This window comes from Edaphobacter aggregans DSM 19364 (assembly GCF_000745965.1).
In the GTDB taxonomy this organism is placed as follows: Bacteria; Acidobacteriota; Terriglobia; order Terriglobales; family Acidobacteriaceae; genus Edaphobacter; species Edaphobacter aggregans.
In genome coordinates this window covers 1-17,469 of record NZ_JQKI01000012.1, presented here as the reverse complement: position 1 = coordinate 17,469, position 17,469 = coordinate 1, and the positions used below count along the sequence as shown (strand labels likewise).

The 17,469-nt window shown below is 58.4% G+C and carries 12 protein-coding genes and 1 pseudogene; 8 read left to right on the top strand and 5 right to left on the bottom strand.

Annotated elements, in window-relative coordinates:
- Positions 1-30: 30 nt before the first annotated feature.
- The 3 genes from Q363_RS05035 to Q363_RS05025 are packed head-to-tail and all read left to right on the top strand — an operon-like array spanning position 31 to position 4,408.
- Entirely contained in the window at positions 31-1,545 is a 1,515-nt protein-coding gene (locus Q363_RS05035) for a sugar transferase (protein WP_035348368.1), read from the top strand.
- Positions 1,546-1,577: 32 nt separating this feature from the next.
- Positions 1,578-3,266 (top strand): NAD+ synthase, encoded by a 1,689-nt coding sequence (locus Q363_RS05030; RefSeq protein WP_035348367.1) that lies wholly within the window; start codon positions 1,578-1,580, stop codon positions 3,264-3,266.
- A 47-nt stretch (positions 3,267-3,313) separates the two neighbouring features.
- On the top strand, positions 3,314-4,408 hold the full coding sequence (locus Q363_RS05025; protein WP_245632048.1) for a DsbA family protein: 1,095 nt from the start codon (positions 3,314-3,316) through the stop codon (positions 4,406-4,408).
- A 275-nt stretch (positions 4,409-4,683) separates the two neighbouring features.
- Here Q363_RS05025 and Q363_RS05020 read toward each other — a convergent pair whose 3' ends face one another.
- Positions 4,684-5,991, bottom strand: coding sequence for an NCS2 family permease (locus Q363_RS05020; RefSeq protein WP_035348566.1), 1,308 nt, complete (start codon positions 5,989-5,991; stop codon positions 4,684-4,686).
- A 79-nt stretch (positions 5,992-6,070) separates the two neighbouring features.
- Here Q363_RS05020 and Q363_RS05015 point away from each other — a divergent pair, with 79 nt between their 5' ends.
- Positions 6,071-6,577, top strand: a complete 507-nt coding sequence (locus tag Q363_RS05015) for a cupin domain-containing protein (RefSeq protein ID WP_035348365.1) — start codon at positions 6,071-6,073, stop codon at positions 6,575-6,577.
- Between the two features lie 106 nt (positions 6,578-6,683).
- On the opposite strand, the gene Q363_RS35720 is transcribed toward Q363_RS05015, so the two are convergent.
- The 4 genes from Q363_RS35720 to Q363_RS05000 form a co-directional block, all read right to left on the bottom strand.
- A complete protein-coding gene (locus tag Q363_RS35720; RefSeq protein WP_051978393.1) occupies positions 6,684-6,863 on the bottom strand; it encodes a hypothetical protein in 180 nt (59 codons plus the stop codon).
- 99 nt (positions 6,864-6,962) lie between these two features.
- Complete coding sequence (locus Q363_RS45345; protein ID WP_281175972.1) at positions 6,963-7,094, bottom strand: hypothetical protein; 132 nt, start codon at positions 7,092-7,094, stop codon at positions 6,963-6,965.
- A 160-nt stretch (positions 7,095-7,254) separates the two neighbouring features.
- Positions 7,255-8,427, bottom strand: coding sequence for a phosphatidylinositol-specific phospholipase C1-like protein (locus Q363_RS05005; protein WP_342667388.1), 1,173 nt, complete (start codon positions 8,425-8,427; stop codon positions 7,255-7,257).
- A gap of 75 nt (positions 8,428-8,502) precedes the next feature.
- Positions 8,503-11,922 (bottom strand): TonB-dependent receptor, encoded by a 3,420-nt coding sequence (locus Q363_RS05000; protein WP_051978391.1) that lies wholly within the window; start codon positions 11,920-11,922, stop codon positions 8,503-8,505.
- A gap of 24 nt (positions 11,923-11,946) precedes the next feature.
- Here Q363_RS05000 and Q363_RS04995 point away from each other — a divergent pair, with 24 nt between their 5' ends.
- The 4 genes and pseudogenes from Q363_RS04995 to Q363_RS04985 all read left to right on the top strand — a co-directional run.
- Positions 11,947-13,434, top strand: coding sequence for a hypothetical protein (locus Q363_RS04995; protein WP_157466546.1), 1,488 nt, complete (start codon positions 11,947-11,949; stop codon positions 13,432-13,434).
- A 452-nt stretch (positions 13,435-13,886) separates the two neighbouring features.
- Positions 13,887-14,972 (top strand): LamG domain-containing protein, encoded by a 1,086-nt coding sequence (locus Q363_RS04990; protein ID WP_051978390.1) that lies wholly within the window; start codon positions 13,887-13,889, stop codon positions 14,970-14,972.
- A gap of 100 nt (positions 14,973-15,072) precedes the next feature.
- Positions 15,073-15,174, top strand: a pseudogene (locus Q363_RS46095) (two-component regulator propeller domain-containing protein); the annotation flags it as partial.
- 411 nt (positions 15,175-15,585) lie between these two features.
- On the top strand, positions 15,586-17,469 hold a 1,884-nt coding region (locus tag Q363_RS04985), incomplete at its 3' end, for a ligand-binding sensor domain-containing protein (protein ID WP_281175971.1).

The window sequence follows — 17,469 nt, the reverse complement described above, 5'->3', positions numbered from 1 at the left end:
CCTGGGGAAAACGGTTGAGAGGCGTTCGCGATGGCGACACCGGACTATCTACAACAAGTAATCATCTCGGGGCGAAAGACGTCGGCCAGAAGCCGGCAGGCATACTCAACGAGCTTCGGCATCTTTCGCCGGCCATCGGTCACGAGTCTTGTCTGGGCCTCTCTTGACCTGATGACCGTGTTGCTCGCGGGCATTCTCGCCCTGCGCGTGCATGTTGCCCTCCCGGCTGAGGTTCCTCCATATTCGGTTGTTCCGCATCTGTTTCACGCTTCACCGCGCCTGCTGGTCTTTTATTTCTGCTGGTTTGCGGTGTGCCTCATCTTCTTCACGCGGTCTTACGGGCTCTACGGGCCCATTCAGAACCGCAGCGGCCTGCATGAACAGCGCATGACGATTCAGGCATCGCTGACCTCGGGCCTTCTTCTCTGCGGAACGCTGTATCTCTCCAACGGCAACGCTGTTTCGCGGCTCGTTGTCATGCTTATGATCGCGTTTTCGACGGTGCTGCTCTCGATTCGCCGCGCAGTGTGGCGCCGCGTGGTCTATCGGCGCTGCCGCGCCGGGATCGAGACCCGCAATGTTCTGATCGTGGGAGCCGGACGCGTCGCTCATGCTTTACGTAACCATCTTGATTCGCTCCAGCACCTCGGCTTCCGGTTCAAGGGCTTTGTTGCCCTCACCGAGCGCGAAGCCGAGAGCGGTGACGCCGACGTGATCGGCGATGTGCGCAACTGCCTCTCGCTGGCCCGCTCACTCTTCGTCGATGAGATCTTCTTCTCGGTCCCCGGCGACAAGAAGCTCGTCATCAGCATGGTCGAAGAGGCTCGGCTGGCGGGCATCGACGTCCGCGTCGTTCCCGACCTCTACGACGGCCTCGCATGGAACGCGCCAGTCGAATACATCGGTCAGTTCCCAACGATTCCGCTGCACCGCCGCGACTTTCCCATCGGCGCCTTCCTGCTCAAGCGCGTTCTCGACATCACCGTCTCTTCGATCGCGCTGTTCGTGCTGTCGCCCATCATGCTGGCTCTCGCCATCGCGGTCCGGATGGACTCCGAGGGCCCGATCTTCTATCGCGCGAATCGCATTGGTCGCAAGGGACGCACCTTCTCCTGCTACAAGTTCCGCACCATGGTCGCAAACGCCGACAAGCTCAAGGACCAGCTTGCTCACATGAACGAGCGTGACAGCGTGCTCTTCAAGATCGCAAACGACCCGCGCGTCACGCGCATCGGCAGCTTCCTGCGGAAGTACTCCCTCGATGAGCTGCCGCAGTTCTACAACGTCCTGCGCGGCGACATGAGCCTCGTCGGCCCACGTCCTCCCATCGCACATGAGGTCGAGCAGTACGATCTCTCGCATCTCCGCCGTCTCAACGTTCTGCCCGGCATCACAGGCCTGTGGCAGGTGGAGGCCCGCCAGGACCCATCCTTCGACAGCTACATCTCACTCGACACGGCCTACGTCGAGAACTGGAGCCTGTGGCTGGATATGAAGATCCTCGCCCGCACCCTCGGCGTTGTCGTCTCCGGCACAGGCAGCTGACGACGGCTCCGCTCGGGCGTTAGACTTGAACTGTGAAGATAGCTCTGGCGCAGATCAACCCCACGGTGGGGGACTTCACCGGCAACACGAACAGGATCCTTGAATACGCAGCCCGCGCTGCCGAGCAGGGCGCAGACCTCGCCGTCTTTCCCGAGCTCGCCGTCTGCGGCTACCCTCCCGCCGACTTCCTTGAAAAATCTGCCTTCGTCGCTCGCGCCTGCGAGGCCATCGACGAGATCGCTGCCTGGACAGCGAACCAGCCCGCCGGCCCTGGCCGTCCTGCCATTCTCGTCGGCTCGGTGATGCCCGATCACTCGCCCGTAGGCAAGCGCGTTCGCAACGTTGCCGTCCTGCTCTCCGCGGGGAAGGTCGCCTTCGTCCAGCAGAAGAAGCTGCTGCCCTTCTACGACGTCTTCGACGAGCAGCGTTACTTTGAGCCCGCCGCGTCGCAGTCACTCACAGAGATCGCGGGCCAGCCGATCGCCATCACAGTCTGCGAGGATGCCTGGAACGACAAGGGCTTCTGGCCACGCCAGCTCTACCCCGACGATCCCGTAGACGCGCTCATGCGGCAGTGGCAGGCGCAGTCCGCCGCGCTCGACGGTCACCCGCGGCTCATCCTCAACATCTCCGCCTCGCCCTTCAACCAGGGCAAGCCCCAGGTCCGACAGCGCATGCTTGCGGCCATCGCCGAGCGCCACAACGCCTTCGTCCTGATGGTCAACCAGGTGGGCGGCAACGACGGCTTAGTCTTCGACGGCTCGTCGCTGATGCTCGCCCCCAGCGGCGAGGTGATCGCACGCGCCGCTTGCTTTGCCGAGGACCTTGTCCTCGTCGACGTGGCGAGCTCCGTGCCCTCCGCGCCGGCTCCGTGCGACGACATAGCCCAGGTCTGGCGGGCTCTCGTGCTCGGCACGCGCGACTACGTGCGCAAGTGCGGCTTCAGCAAGGTACTCGTCGGCCTCAGCGGCGGCATCGACTCCGCCCTGGTCGCCGCCATCGCGGTCGACGCACTCGGAGCCGACAACGTCGTCGGCATTGGCATGCCGACCGAGTACTCCTCGCTCGGCTCCATCTCCGACGCCCGCAGGCTCGCGAAGAACCTCGGCATCCGCTTCGAGCTCTTTCCCATCCACGACATCTTCGCGCAGTTCCAGAAGGTCCTCGATCCGCTCTTCTCCGGCACCCCCTTCGGGCTCGCGGAAGAGAACCTGCAGCCGCGTATCCGCGGGACGCTCCTGATGGCGCTGTCCAACAAGTTCGGCGCGCTCGTCCTTACCACCGGCAACAAGAGCGAGATGTCCGTCGGCTACTGCACCCTCTACGGCGATATGGTCGGCGCGCTGGCCGTCATCGGCGACGTCTACAAGACGCGCGTCTACGAGCTCTCGCACTACGTCAATCGCGGCCGCGAGATCATCCCGCAATCAACGCTCGAAAAGGCGCCATCGGCCGAGCTGCGCCCCGGCCAGCGCGACACCGATTCGCTCCCTCCTTACGACGTCCTCGACCCCATCCTCGAGGCCTACGTCGAGCGCTACCTCTCTGCCGAACAGATCGCCGAAGAGCAGAACGTCGAGGTTGCTCTCGTGCGATCCGTTCTCAGGCTCGTCGAACAGAGCGAGTACAAGCGCCAGCAGGCCGCTCCCGTTCTCAAGGTCACGCAGAAGTCATTCGGCACCGGGCGAAGATTTCCCATTGCCGTCAAGGTTCAGGTCTAATAGCTGCAGGAAGCCGCGTATCGCGGCAGCAAAAGGAAGGTTTCGTTTTGAAGAGAGCATACATCCTATCGGCAGCCCTTGTGCCGTTCGTCGGTGCAGCCAGCATCGCTCTGGCGCAGGCCGCCGCCACGCCCGCACCGCAGCAGGCTCCCAAGTCTGCCCAACCTGCCCAGCCTGCCGCCCCCGCCCCCAAGCCCCTGCAGTTGCAGACGCTCGATCCCTCCAGCCGTCCCGACCCCTTTCCGCCGGTCAATCCCCGGTTCTTCACCGCTTCGACGCCGACTGTCGACACGGTGAACGCCTTCCTCAAATCGCTGTGGGGCTACGACCCCAATCGCATCTGGCGCGTTGAGGCCATCCAGACGACGCAGGCTCCCGGCGTCACCAAGGTTGTCGTATACGTCTCCGATAAGGGCCCCAATGCCAAGGTCGCCGCAACGGCCTTCTTCGTCACTCCCGACGGCAAGCACGCCATCGCCGACTCTTCTGCCGTCATCCCCTTTGGAGCGACACCGTTCGCCGACGCCCGCAAGATCCTGCAGGACCGCGCCGACGGGGCCTACCGCGGTTCCTCCAACAAGGACCTGATGCTCGTCGAGTTTGCCGACCTTCAGTGCCCCCACTGCAAGGAAGCCCAGGCCACTATGGACCGGCTCGTTCAGGACTTCCCCAACGCGCGCGTTGTCTTCCAGAACTTTCCCATCCCCGAGATTCACCCCTTCGCCTACAAGGCGGCGACCTACGGCTACTGTGTAACTAAGCAGAAGAACGATGCCTTCTTCGCCTACGCGGCTGACGTCTTCGGCAAGCAGGCTGCCCTTACGCCTGATACCGGCGACCAGACCCTGAAGGACGCCGTGACCAAGGCTGGCCTCGATCCCGCCGCAATCGACGCCTGTGCCGCGACCGAGGAGACCAAGAAGGCCGTCAGCGCATCCATCAAGCTCGCCCAGGACGTCGGGGTCGAGCAGACACCGATGCTCGCCATCAACGGCCATCTTGTCCCGCTCAGCGGAGTTCCCTACGAGACGCTGAAGTCCGTCATCTCCTTCCAGGCCGTCCAAGACGGAGTCAGTACCGGAGCCGCACCTGCTTCAAGCTCCAGCAACAGCGGCCGGACACCGCCCTCGCTCAACCACTAACGCGGTTGTGGAAAAGTCTTGTCAAGCCCAAATTTGGCGTAACACGATGAAAATAAAAGCGATGTACGTTGCCGATTAATTACCTTCAACCTGCTACAGTAGTTATAGGAATAGAAAAAGCCCCGGAGACACCTCCGGGGCTTTGTTATATTGTTCCGGTAACCCGTGGAATCAAGATTTTGACCCATAAACCGCCGGGAATCAATATTTTACGTCAATGTTTTTGACGTAAAATACACAAAACAATAGGCTTATAAGAAAGACACCGGGGGAGGTCATCCCCGGTGGAGAAAGAAAAACCGCATCAGGAATAGCGTCGCCAGTACGTACAGCATCCAGTTCGAGCGCTTGGCCCGCCCGGTCAGCACCTCCAGGGCGGCGTAGCTCGTAAGCCCGAAGCTCAGCCCATCGGCGATCGACCACGTCAGCGGAATCGTCGTCACCGTCAGGAACGCCGGAATCGCGATCACCGGCTCGTTCCACTTGATCTGCCCGAGCCCGGTGAGCATCAGGCCTCCGACGAGGATCAGCGCAGGCGAGGTCGCGAAGCTCGGAATCGCTCCCACAAGCGGAGCGATGAACAGCGAAAGCGCAAAGAGCAGACCGGTCACAATCGCGGTCACTCCGGTTCGTCCGCCCGCCGCGACCCCCGCAGACGATTCGACGTAGCTGGTCACGGTGCTGGTTCCGGTGAGCGAGCCGACGATCGTCGCCGTCGCATCGGCAAAGAAGATGCGGTTCAGCCTCGGAATCTGATGGTCCGGAGTCATCAGCCCGGCGCGCTCGGAGACTGCGACCAGCGTTCCGATGTTGTCGAAGAGATCGACGAAGAGAAAGACGAAGACGATCTCGGCCGCGCCGATGCGCAGCGCTCCGGGAATGTCGAGGTGAAATGCCGTCTCGCCCAGCGCCGAGAAGTGGTAGGGAACCGGCTGCCAGTGAACCTGCCCGAGGAGAATGCCCGCAAGCATCGTGCCGAGCACTCCGATCAGCATGGCCGCGCGCACGCGGAGCACTTGCAGCACGGCGATCAGCACCAGCCCGAACAGCGCAAGCGCGGTCGCCGGAGAACGAAGATTGCCAAGCGCGACCGTCGTCGCAGGATTCGGAACAATGATGCCCGCGTTGCGGAATCCGATGAAGGCGATGAAGAGGCCGATTCCGCCTGCGACAGCGGCATGAAGCTGATGCGGAATCGCGCTCACCAGCAGCTGACGAATCCCGGTAAACGTCAGTACCAGGAAGATGACGCCCGAGAGGAAGACCGCTCCCAGCGCCGTCTGCCAGGGAACGTGCATCGCTTTGACGACCGTGTAGGTGAAGTAAGCGTTCAGGCCCATTCCCGGCGCGAGCGCCAGCGGATAATTGGCGAACGCTCCCATCAGAACGCTGCCGAACGCCGCGCACAGACAGGTTGCGGCGGTGACAGCGGCGATCGGCATTCCTGTCTCGTGCAGAATCGCAGGATTGACGAAGATGATGTACGCCATCGTAATGAACGTAGTGAAGCCGGCGAGAATCTCGGTGCGCCAGCTCGTGCCTCGCGAGGCGAAGCCAAAGTAGTGTTCCAGTCGTGAGAGCATCCGCCTCTCGTAAGTCTGTTGAATCGTCTGATGCATAGAATGAAAAAGGATCATCTCCAGAATACGTGAGAGGGAAGTGATGACTGCCAGTGAAGTGAAGCATCTCCTCGGACTCGCGCCGCACCCGCGCGAAGGAGGATGGTTTGTCCAGACCTACGCGGCCGCCGAGACCGTTGCACCGTCTGCATTCGGCGACAGTCGCTACTCGAGCCCGCGCAGGACCTCGACGGCGATCTACTACCTCCTCGAGCCCGAGACGTTCAGCGAGATGCACCGCCTTCGCTCCGACGAGGTCTTCCACTTCTACGCCGGAGATCCGGTCGAGATGCTGCAATTGCATCCCGACGGAAGCGGCCAAACGATCGTGATCGGAAACGACCTGACCCAAGGCCAGCGCCCGCAGGTTCTGGTCGAGCGCGGCGTCTGGCAGGGATCGCGGCTCGCTGCCGGCGGACGATGGGCTCTGCTCGGCTGCACCGTAAGCCCAGGCTTCGAGTACGAAGACTACGACTCAGCCGGCCGCGACGAGCTTGCTGCACGATGGCCCGCATTCGCAGAGATGATTGCAGCACTCACGCATCGTTAGACAACTATCGGGGAACCGGAGTCGGCGGAGGAGCCGTCGAAGGCGGCGTTGGCTCACCCGTGACCGTGTTGGGCTCCATCAGTTCGACGCGCGTGCCGTCCGGATCCTACAGGTTAACCTGGCGCTTGCGGTTGACGCCGATCGCGATCTTGAGAGGTTTGTCATAGGTCTTGAACGCTGGGCGCGATTCGAGTGTTTCGATCGCCTTCGCAATGTCCGGCACGACGAGCGAGGTGTGATTCTTGCCGCCCCATGTGCTTGGGTTTGGCAACTCGCCATAGAGCATGAATTCGACGTAATCGTCTCCGTCGGGAACTTCATGTTGATCCAGCTGAGCACCTTGGGATCGCCTCCGCCGCGCCAGGTCTCCTTGAAGCCCAGGATCCTACCGTAAAGTCCATCGACTTCTGGCTGCGCCCACCATGAAGCCGACGTGATAGATGCGCGGAGCGACGCGTGACTCCGCCAGAAACTTGCCCGCCGCCTGCGCCTCCATTCCCGTGGAAAGTGTCTGCATGAACTCGATCAGTGCCGCCGTCAGGGTCTTTGATCTCGAAGGAGTAGTCGCCGGTGCGCGTCTTTTCCGCCTTGCCGGCCTTGATGTCGAAGGCCTGCGAACGGAGATAGGCGCGCATCTATTTAGAATCACGGTGCGATGATAGACCATATGTCGCGGACTACTGACGAGTTTTTGCGCCTCCACTTGTTGGTCTTAGGGCCGGTTCGAGCAGCTGATCCCTGCATCCGATTGGAGCATTCACTGGATTGCATCGAGCGATTGTCCCGTCGGGAAGCGCAACGGAATACCCTGTCCACTTAGACATTTCAAAAGCCGGGTAATCCGTGCTGATGAATTGCGCACCGCTCTTAAGCAATTCGTCGCGACGCCTTGTATCATTCGTTCGAGCTGCGATCGTGTTTTCATCAGCGCGCGCACGCACAATATATCCGCGCTTGACCAAGGAGTTGATCTCATCGGCAGGCGCTTCGTTCTCTTCGACAAACGCCGCATCCGGTTGGCCCGGGCTCGAGTTAGTGAACAGAATGCGGCCTTTGAGCGAGGGATGCCCCGCCGTATAGATGGGCCCCGAGGGCTTCTGATCCATCAAAAAGAGAACCTTGCCTCGCGACGCCTCAACCGTCGGCCAATTACCCGCCAGCACTGCTGCCTCGAGCGTTGGATAGGTTCCGCGAACCTGGTCCGGCACGATCAACTCCGAAGGGCTGAAAACCGATCGGATCTCAGCGTCCAGTTCATCGAAGTCGGCTGCGGTAAACTGCGGTGCTGTGACGCTGTTGGGAATCGAGGCAACGCCGCCCGCTTTGTTCTCGATCAGCAAGAAGATTGGAACGTGCTGCGGATTCGCTTGCGACCAGGTATGCACCTGCTTCAGGCACTCAACGAAGAGCTGACAGTTGCTGCGTTCATTCAGGTCGACGATATGAATCACCTTCAGACCCGGCTTATCCATCTCGTGTGTTGGATCGAATACCGGATCTGCAGGGAGTTTCGCCTCCCGCACTAGATCTGTAATTCGCGGATGAGAATACCGGCCGCCTTGCGGATCGGCTGCGATGTCTATTTCCATCTGGCGCACGCCACCATCCAGCTGTGAGGCAAGGGGTCCATGTGCGTAATCAAGCGCCTGAAAAGCCTTCGGATTCTTCTCCTGGAGCCACTTTGCCTCACTTGGAGCGAAGCCACGGTTATAGCTGTTGTGTGTTCCGATGACTTGAATCTGATTCAAGTGGACAAGCTGGTCCTGCGAAGCGGCGGTCTGTGCCTGTGCCTGGATCCCCAGTGTGGCAGCAGCAATGATCGCTGCGAGAGCAATTGGCTTATGCATCATTGTTTCCTCTGAAATTTCGGTCAAGAGACGTAGGCGGACGGCACACCCTGGGAGACCATGTGGGCCGTCCTGGCTCTAGAAAGAGAGCCGAAGTGCGAGCTGCACCTGCCGCGAGGGGTAAACATTCGAGGCGGTGTACGCTCCGAAGTTACCACCATCGCTGCGGTTCGAATCGGGACTCGCGAAGTTGGTTTTGTTCAGGACATTGAAGCCTTCGAGCCGGAACTCAAGATTGCTCGAGTCCGACCAGAGGCCGAATTGCTTGTGCAGACCAAGGTCAAGTTGGTAAAAACTCGGTCCGCGCAGGGCATTTCTACCAACGTTTCCGAAAGGTTGATCGACTGTAGGGATGCTGAGAGCGCTCGCATTCAGCGTGTTCAACAGAGCCGTGTTGGTCTTTCGATAGGCGCTATGCGGGTTGGAGACGGATTGCAAACTGCCGGTCAGATTTGGCCGATAGCTATAGACCCCGCTCGTCGAGCTCACGGTCTGATTCGATGTCGGCGAATAGGTGAGGTTGATAGGCAGACCACTGGTGGCGGTGCTGATCGCGGAGAGCTGCCATCCGCCGAGCACCTCGCGCACTGCCCGCGGTGCATCGCTGCCGAAACGTCTTCCGGTGCCGAACGGCAGATCCCACAAGGCCGAGAGGGTGTCATTCAAAGGCTGATTATAGCCAGAAGGACCACGATCCCCACGGATGTTTCGGATATTCACGTTTTGGGAATCACCGTTTTGCGATTCAAGATCGGCTGACGCGTTGTTGATTGCCCGCGACCACGTGAACGAGTTCAAGATCCGAAGACCCTGCGAGTAGCGCTTCTCCAGCTTCACCTGCAGTGCGTTGTACTGCAGGAAACCTCCACCGAAGGTCTCGAGAATGTTGGTGAAGTTGTTGATCGGCCGGCGTTGTTGCAGCGTGAGGCACGCGGCAGGGTTGTTGGCGCAGGCAGGCGATTGCGTCGCGGCCTGGTTGAAATCGCCGAGCACGCGGATATGTGAACCGTGGTTGTTGAGGTAGCCAATGCCCAATGAGAGTGTAGGCGTGATCTCCTGCTGCACGTTGACATAGGTGGTCTGCACGTATGCCGTGGGATCGTCCTTGGGGATGTAGCGGGTCTGCGCCTGCAGCGTGGAGAAGTTCGCCGCTGTTGCAAAGTTATCGACATAGCCCTGTTGCGTGGTGCGGAAGCAGCTCAGCGGAGCAGACTGTGCTGTGCAGTTTGGCAAAGGTTTGCTCGCAGCTCCGGGACCGAATTGCGGCGTCTGGTCTACGGTAGCGTCGACGATGAAAGGACCGTTGTAAGAGAGCGTGCCTTCTCCACCGAAACGATAAAAGGGAGCGTAGCTGATGGCATATCCGGCCCGGATCACCGTGGACCGCCGTACCTGATACGCAAAACCGACGCGAGGAGCGAAGTTGAGTGTCTTGGTATTGAGAAGGGCGCGTTTGTACAACGACCCGGAGCTTGCTTGAACGAGTGAGTTGCTGGTGGGATCGAAGTTAGCGAGGTGGTTATCCTTCTCCCAGTACGGCGTCACCAGTTCATAGCGCAGCCCCAGGTTCAGCGTGAGTTTATCGTTGACATGCCAATCATCCTGCGCATAGGCAAAGTGCTGGCGGCGTAGATAGGTGATCGTCGCAAGGTTGTTCAGCTCATAGTGCGACCGTGCACCGACCAGGAAGTCTGCAAGGTTATAAGCCTGTTGCAGAATGGCGGTGGAGCCCTGCGCGCCACTGGCGCGGCTGAACTGGCCTGCATAGGTGTCGGCACCGAACTGCGGATGGAAGTCCGAGATCGATTGAGCGATATATCCATACTCATAACCGAACTTCAGGCTATGCCGACCACGGATGGTGGAGTAGTTCACCTTGGGGTTATAGAGGTGGGGGTTTGTGAACTGCGGATTCGTCGCCTGCCGTCCGAACTGGCTGAATCCAGTAACGCTCTGCGTGTTTACGCCACCAACGATCGTCGGGTCAGTGGGAATGTTCTGGAAACCGGCGACCAGGTTGTTTGCACCCAGGTTGTAAGGGTTCTTACCGCTCTGCGTCCAGGTGAGACCAAGTCGCACTTCGAGAATGCTGTTGGGATGAATGTTGTACGTCCAGCCGCCCGCGACCTGCTTGACGTAGCTGTAGAGCGTTCCGTTCGAGTTGCCTCCGGCGAGCCCTTGAATGTTGGGAGCACTGAAGATCTGCTGATGTAATTGGCTATAGCGCGCGAAGAAGGTGTTCTTCGGCCCCAGATAGTAGTCGCCACGAATATCACCCTTGTCGCTGGTCACCGTATTTGCGGGTTGCGAGGTGTAGTTGCTTTGTCCTGGAGTAGCGCCAGCGACGTTCGGCATAGGAAGCGCTGCCATCACCGCCGTCGCGAAGGCGGATTGATCACTCGCAGGTATAACCCCGTTCGCATACGAGGCGCCGGTGACAGGATTGATGAGCGGGATCGGACTTCCATCCGCGTTCGTGAAGATGCCCTGGCGCTGTTGCGCTGTGGGCACAACCGCGCTTTGGATCGCCCGATCGATGTGGCGCAGCCCTTCATAGTCTGCAAAGAAAAAGAGCTTGTCGTGCTTGATTGGGCCGCCCAGCGTTCCGCCGAACTGATTCTGAATCAGTGTCGGTTTGATGCCGTTGCCAAGGAAGGGGCCATAGGCGTTCAGAACGGTATTGCGGAGGTAGTCGTAAGCGACGCCGTGGAACTGGTTGGTGCCGCTTCGGGTGGACACGTTGACGATGCTGCCGGCCGCGCGGCCGAACTCTGCGCTGTAGTTGTCGGTCTGGACCTTGAACTCCTGAACGGCGTCGGGAGAGGGCACCATGGCCTCGTTGGAGTAGCCCTGGTTCGCGGTTTGGTAGGCGTTGTTGTCCAGGCCGTCCAAGAGGAAGTTATTCGCCATCGAGTTGAGGCCGTTCACGTCGAAGGCGCCTTCACGGCTGAGGATACCCGCAACGGCAATAGACGACCGCCGCACACCCGGAACCAGCAGAGCGAGGTCGGCGTAGTTCCTGCCGTTCAGGGGCAGGTTCACGATCTGCTTGGAGCCAATAACCTGTCCGTTGTCGCTGGTCGAGGTCTCCAGCAGTTCGGCCGCGCCGGTGACCGTTACGGTCTGGTTTTCGCCCCCAGCCTTCAGTGTCAGGTTCACCTCCTGCCGGCTGCCAATCGAAAGATTGAAAACATCCGTTTTCGAAGGGCTGAACCCGGCTGACTCGGCGGTGACGGTGTAGGAGCCGATGCGGACGGTCGGGAAGACGTAGGTGCCATCGTCCTTGCACGTCACGGTCTGTGAGGTGCCGGTGGCAGTATTGGTCAGCGTCACCTTTGCCCCGGAAATTGGCAGGCCGCCTGTATCGCGGAGTGTGCCGAGGACCACGCCCTGGTCGAACTGGCACCAGGCTTGCGCAGAGGTCAAGAGAAGATAAAGCGACAGCAAAACGCTTCGCCATTTGACCGGGTGTGGCCCGGTAGGTTCAGGAAAAAGCATTTGAGGGCTCCACAGTGTGAAGTTGTGTCAATAAGCCTTTCAACCATAGCGGCGAATCGTCGCCGAACCGCGGAGTTTTACGGATGCTTAGCAAATTGGCGGCATATGTTACTTAGAATGAGCTATTTACTAGCAGTTCACAAGCCTCATTTAACGTATTTAGCATCCGCCGGGGAGCATTTTTCACCTATGCCTGCAAGCGTAATGACCCCAGAAAAGAAGGAGGTCCGGGCGCTCTTAGCTGCTGATCCCCGATGGCAGCTTGTGCTGCGGATTGCCTCCTCGTCAGGATTTGTTCGCTCTCCCAAGCTTGTGCTGTTCTTAAAGTTCGTCAGCCGCATGGCCCTGACCGACCGGGCCGACCAGATCAGCGAGCAGGAGATCGGAGCTAAGGTCTTTGACAGAGACCCGAATTACGATGCATCTGCCGACAGCATTGTGCGAGCACACGCGGTCCGCCTGCGAACGAAGCTCGAAGATTACTTCCTGAATGAAGGCGTCGCCGAGCAGCTCCATCTTTCCATCCCCAAGGGGGGGTATGTGCCCGTGTTCGTGCCGTCCCCTTCTGCGTCAATTGGCGACAGCGTTGCCAGGCCTGTGCCGCATCAGGAAGAGCCAGCGAGTGACCAGGCCCCCGGGACTGCTGATAGAAATCGCCTTCTGCGGTTGAGCGTCGGTGCTCTTTCGGTGCTTGTTCTTGGACTGGCGGCTTGCTGTATCCATCTGTACCGGCTACACGCTGAACAGTCTCCCGCCGGCCAGACCGCAGCGGACAATCCACTGCTCGACCGCATGTTTGAGCCAGATACACGAACCATTGCCGTCATCGGGGACAGCGGTCTGGTGATGTACCAGCGCGCGGTCGAAAGACAGGTCGCCTTAAGCGAGTACCTGAACGGTAATTACGTCCGCGACCGGCACCAATTTGGGAGCAATACCTTCTCGATCGACGATCTCGCGACACGACGCTATACCTCGGTCGTAGACTCGAATACAGCTACGAAGCTTTCTGCGATCGTCAGGCCAAAGTCTGCAGCCCTGGATATCAAATTCGCTCGCGACATTCGTCCCAACGATCTGAAGGATGCGAATGTCATTCTCATCGGAGCGCATGAGTCCAATCCCTGGGTCGAACTCTTCGAAGAGAACATGGACTTCTCCTTTGAGAAAGAACCCGGCGGTCGTGCCTTCGTCATTGTGAACCGTGCGCCGCAGCCGGGCGAGCACTCAAGATTGATACGCAAAGATGGAGACCATAAGATCTACGGACTTCTTGCATCTATAGCGGGTCTGAACAGCAAAGGTGAGGTCCTCATACTAGAGGGAACCTCTCAGGCGGGTACGGAGAGTGTCGCGGATCTACTTTTTAACAAAGATCGAATTCGGGACCTTATCCGAAGTGCAAAACGGGCAAATGGACAGATCCCACACTTCGAGATGCTTCTGGAAAGTGACAACACGGGAGGGAGCGCGTCTCAGGTCCTCGTCAAGTCGGTCCACTGGCATCAGTAACCAACTAGGTACTGTGACCGCTTGAATGAGTAGTTCAGTTTCAGGCGTGCCAGCTTCCTTGTGAACCGGTTTGCCTTGGACTCGCTCGCAATCAGTGGGCAGAGCCATCGAAGACTCGGTCTCCAGTATCGAATAAACCATAAATTGGCGTTTGCGCCACATTATCGTTTATTCCAAAAGTTGGAGGGCGCTGAGCGTGTAAGTCAGTGAGAGTGGTGCGATACCAAAAAGATCTGCTGGAATCTGAACTTTCGGCCACCTGGCTGATCCTTCCAGCAGCTCTCTGATGAGTTCACGGCTTAGGGAGTTATCGTCTGCTACAAGAATGATCTTGCCAGTGGTCGGACCTCGTTGAGGGGTTCACACCGAGGCTCAGAGCGGTAAAATTTCGGTTCAAGCACTCTGCAGGGTGCCTCTCACCTCGCGCATCCGGTAGTCTATTGTGGAGTCACATGCAACTTCGACTGTTGGTCCCAGTTTCCTTCCAGCGATCGCTGCTGCTGGTTTTCTGCATCGCGCTGAGCAGTTGCCGGTCGCATAATGCCGATTCCGGACCTTCGATCGAGTTCACCCATATTCCGCCGGCGGCACAAGGTGGACGAGAAAGAGTCGACACGATCTCTGGACGGGTAAGAAATGCTCGACCAAAACAGCAGATTGTTATTTATGCACACGCCGGGTCGTGGTGGGTGCAGCCCTGGCCTGATCATCCCTTCATTCCCATCAAATCAGACTCAACGTGGAGCACGGAAACTCATCTCGGATTTGAGTATGCTGCGTTATTGGTGGAGCCGGACTATCATCCGCCGCCCATCCTGGATTTAGCTCCGACCCAAGGCGGTTCCGTTGCTCTCGTGACAATTGTGAAGGGCGTTGGAACGCCGCAATTTGACCCGACCGGATCGCTTAAATTCAGCGGCTATGATTGGGGTGTTCGCATGATTGAAAGTGACAAGGGAGGCATGAACAACCTCTACGATCCTGAAAATGCATGGACCGATACGAGCGGGGCGCTCCACATGCAGATCAAGAAGAAATCGGGCATGTGGTCGTGTGCAGAAATATTCTTAAATCGCAGTCTCGGGTACGGCACGTATTCGGTAACTGTGCGTGATACTTCTCACTTAGAACCCGCCGCGGCCTTCAGTATGTTTATCTTCGACGAACGGGCTAGCGAGCAGCACTTTCGCGAGATGGACGTAGAGGTCGGTGGCCGGCGTGACGCTGCGAATAAGAACAATGCACAATATGTAATTCAACCGCTCTACATTCCTGGGAACCTGTTCGCTTTTAAGGCGCCCTCAGGCACCTTGACGTATGTCCTGCGCTGGGAATCTGGACATGCAACTTTCAAGACCTTTCGCGGAAGATATGCAAGTGCGGGAGCGCAACTCGTTGCTGAACATGAGTTCACGTCTGGCATACCGTCACCGGGTAAGGCAATACCCCGTCTGATATTTTTCGTCGTTGCGACCGACAAAAATCCTATGCAGAAGCCAAGCGAGGTTGTGGTTGAGAAGTTTGAATATCTACCGTGAGGACGGTTTTGGAAGGCGCTGGCTACTCAGGTGTGCCATTGCCGGACTCGCGGTCGTCTGCTTCGCTGTTTCGGCGTCTGCGCTCGATCCCACCCGGACCGTGTCGCAATATCTCCACGACTCGTGGGGAACTGAGAGAGGTTTGCCGGGCGGATCTATAACGGCCATCGCACAGACTTCCGATGGCTATCTCTGGATTGGGACAGATAAAGGTCTTTTTCGTTTCGACGGTTTGAATTTTCACCAGTTCGAGCGGGCCCACCCTGATCCAATGCTGATTGGTCCCGTGCGAACACTCCTGGTTGACGCAAGCGATCACCTCTGGATATTGTTACAAAACACCATAGTCTTTCGTTATCACAATGGGAACTTCGAGCTTATCCGCGGTTGGTCTGAGAACGGCACAACGGCAATGGCACGGGGGACATCGGGTGCGGTTTTGCTCTCGTCATTAGCTGAGGGAACTGTCGCATATAGTGACAACCGATTTCGAAGCCTGTCGTCCGCAGCTCTTCCCGCCGACGCTGCAGGAGTCGCGAACAGCGAAGCTCCTGACCAGCGAGCAACTCCCTTTAGTTGGTTTGATCGTCTAGCGGCGCCGGTGGTGATCGCCATGGCGCAGACTGACGACGGAAAGATTTGGCTTGGCACGGAGCGTCGAGGGCTCTCCTATCTCCAGGAAGGCCGTGTTTTGAGCGCCTTGAATGGACGTGTTGATACGAAGATTAACTGCCTTCTTCCTCTTCAAAACTCAGAATTGTGGGTCGGAACGGCGAAGGGTGTGCTGCGCTGGAATGGAAAAGAGCTTACCTCGGCAGGTGTACCGTCATCTCTTCGCAATCTCGACGTACGTTCCATTCTTCGCGACCGGGACTCGAACATCTGGGTTGGCACGAGTCGCGGACTGTTTCGGTACAACGCGAACGGGGTTTCTTTAGTGAGTGCTCACGAAACCACTGGGCCGGTAGCTGCGCTCTTCGAGGATCGTGAGGGAAACATATGGATCGGTAGCGCGCGCGGCCTCGAGCAACTGCGAGACAGCGCCTTCGTTACGTACTCTCTTCCCAATTTGAAATCGCAGAGTATGGGACCATTGCACGTTGACTCCGGCGGCCGCACCTGGGTTGCGCCCATTCAGGGCGGTTTGCGATGGCTGAAGGAAGGAAAAAGCGGGGTTGTCACGGCCGATGGGATCGCCAACGATGTCGTCTACTCCATTACCGGCACTGGCAAGGATGATGTCTGGGTGGGACGACAACAGGGTGGACTCACCCATCTGCGCTACTCCGGCAATTCGTTTACAGCCAAGACCTACACGCAGGCAGACGGCCTCGCACAAAACAGGGTGTACGTGGTCTATCGTAGTCGTGATGGTACTGTTTGGTCCGGGACCCTCAATCGTGGTGTAAGTGAGTTAAAGAACGGCCATTTCACAAATTACACGACTACAGACGGGTTGGCGGCGAACACAATTTCGTCGATTGCCGAGGGCCCTGACGGAACGATGTGGTTTGGGACCCCGAATGGCGTCAGTGCCATGTCGCATAAGGGGTGGCGAACCTATACCGGCAACGACGGATTACCCTCCGAGGATGTCAACTGCCTCCTGCAGGATTCAACGAGAATCCTGTGGATAGGAACGGCCGAAGGTCTCGCGTACCTCGGTGATGGGCATGTGCATGTACCCCGAGAAGTACCTGAGTCCCTGCAAGCACCAATATTCGGCATTGAAGAAGACAAAAACGGCTGGCTGTGGATCGCGACCGAAGATCATGTTTTGCGCGTTCCGCGCGACAAACTGCTAAGCGGTGTTGTGAAAGCAGTCGATGTTCGCGAGTACGACCAGGCCGATGGTCTCGAGAGCACTGAAGGAGTTAAGCGGAGCCGATCGGTGGTCTCGGATTCGGCGGGCAAGATCTGGTTTTCACTCAGCGGCGGCTTGTCGGTTGTTAATCCATCCCAGATCAATGACAATTCAGTTCCCGCGCTGCCTCACATCGAGGCGATCACCGCCGATAACAACACCGCAAACCTCGCCGCCTTCGTTCAAATTCCTCCATCTCCCAGGCGAATCACATTTGAGTACACGGGGCTGAGCCTCGCGGTGCCCGGGCGGATTCGCTTTCGATATTTTCTTGAAGGTTTCGACAGTAGCTGGAGCCAGCCGGTTGCAGCGCGAGAAGCCGTTTACACGAACCTTGGGCCCGGCTCCTATCGATTCCGGCTAGTCGCCAGCAACAGCGAGGGGCTGTGGAACGGGCCAGAAACTGCGATCGCTTTGAACGTCACCCCGGCCTACTATCAAACTTACTGGTTCCGATTGTCGTGCATCGCCGTCTTTAGTGCGCTGCTTTGGGCACTTTATCGATGGCGCGTTCATCGACTCAAGAGTCAGGAAAAGCGTCTGCGGGACGTTGTGGAAACGATTCCGGCGATGACTTTCACCGCGTTGCCTAACGGCTTCTGCACATTTGTAAATAAGCGCTGGACTGAATAC

Coding starts and splice junctions, on each gene's coding strand:
- Q363_RS05035 (WP_035348368.1), top strand. CDS start 31: ATGGCGACACCGGACTATCTACAACAAGTAATCATCTCGGGGCGAAAG.
- Q363_RS05020 (WP_035348566.1), bottom strand. CDS start 5,991: ATGCTCTCACGACTGGAACACTACTTTGGCTTCGCCTCGCGAGGCACG.
- Q363_RS05015 (WP_035348365.1), top strand. CDS start 6,071: ATGACTGCCAGTGAAGTGAAGCATCTCCTCGGACTCGCGCCGCACCCG.
- Q363_RS35720 (WP_051978393.1), bottom strand. CDS start 6,863: ATGCTCTATGGCGAGTTGCCAAACCCAAGCACATGGGGCGGCAAGAAT.
- Q363_RS45345 (WP_281175972.1), bottom strand. CDS start 7,094: ATGCAGACACTTTCCACGGGAATGGAGGCGCAGGCGGCGGGCAAGTTT.
- Q363_RS05005 (WP_342667388.1), bottom strand. CDS start 8,427: ATGATGCATAAGCCAATTGCTCTCGCAGCGATCATTGCTGCTGCCACA.
- Q363_RS05000 (WP_051978391.1), bottom strand. CDS start 11,922: ATGCTTTTTCCTGAACCTACCGGGCCACACCCGGTCAAATGGCGAAGC.
- Q363_RS04990 (WP_051978390.1), top strand. CDS start 13,887: ATGCAACTTCGACTGTTGGTCCCAGTTTCCTTCCAGCGATCGCTGCTG.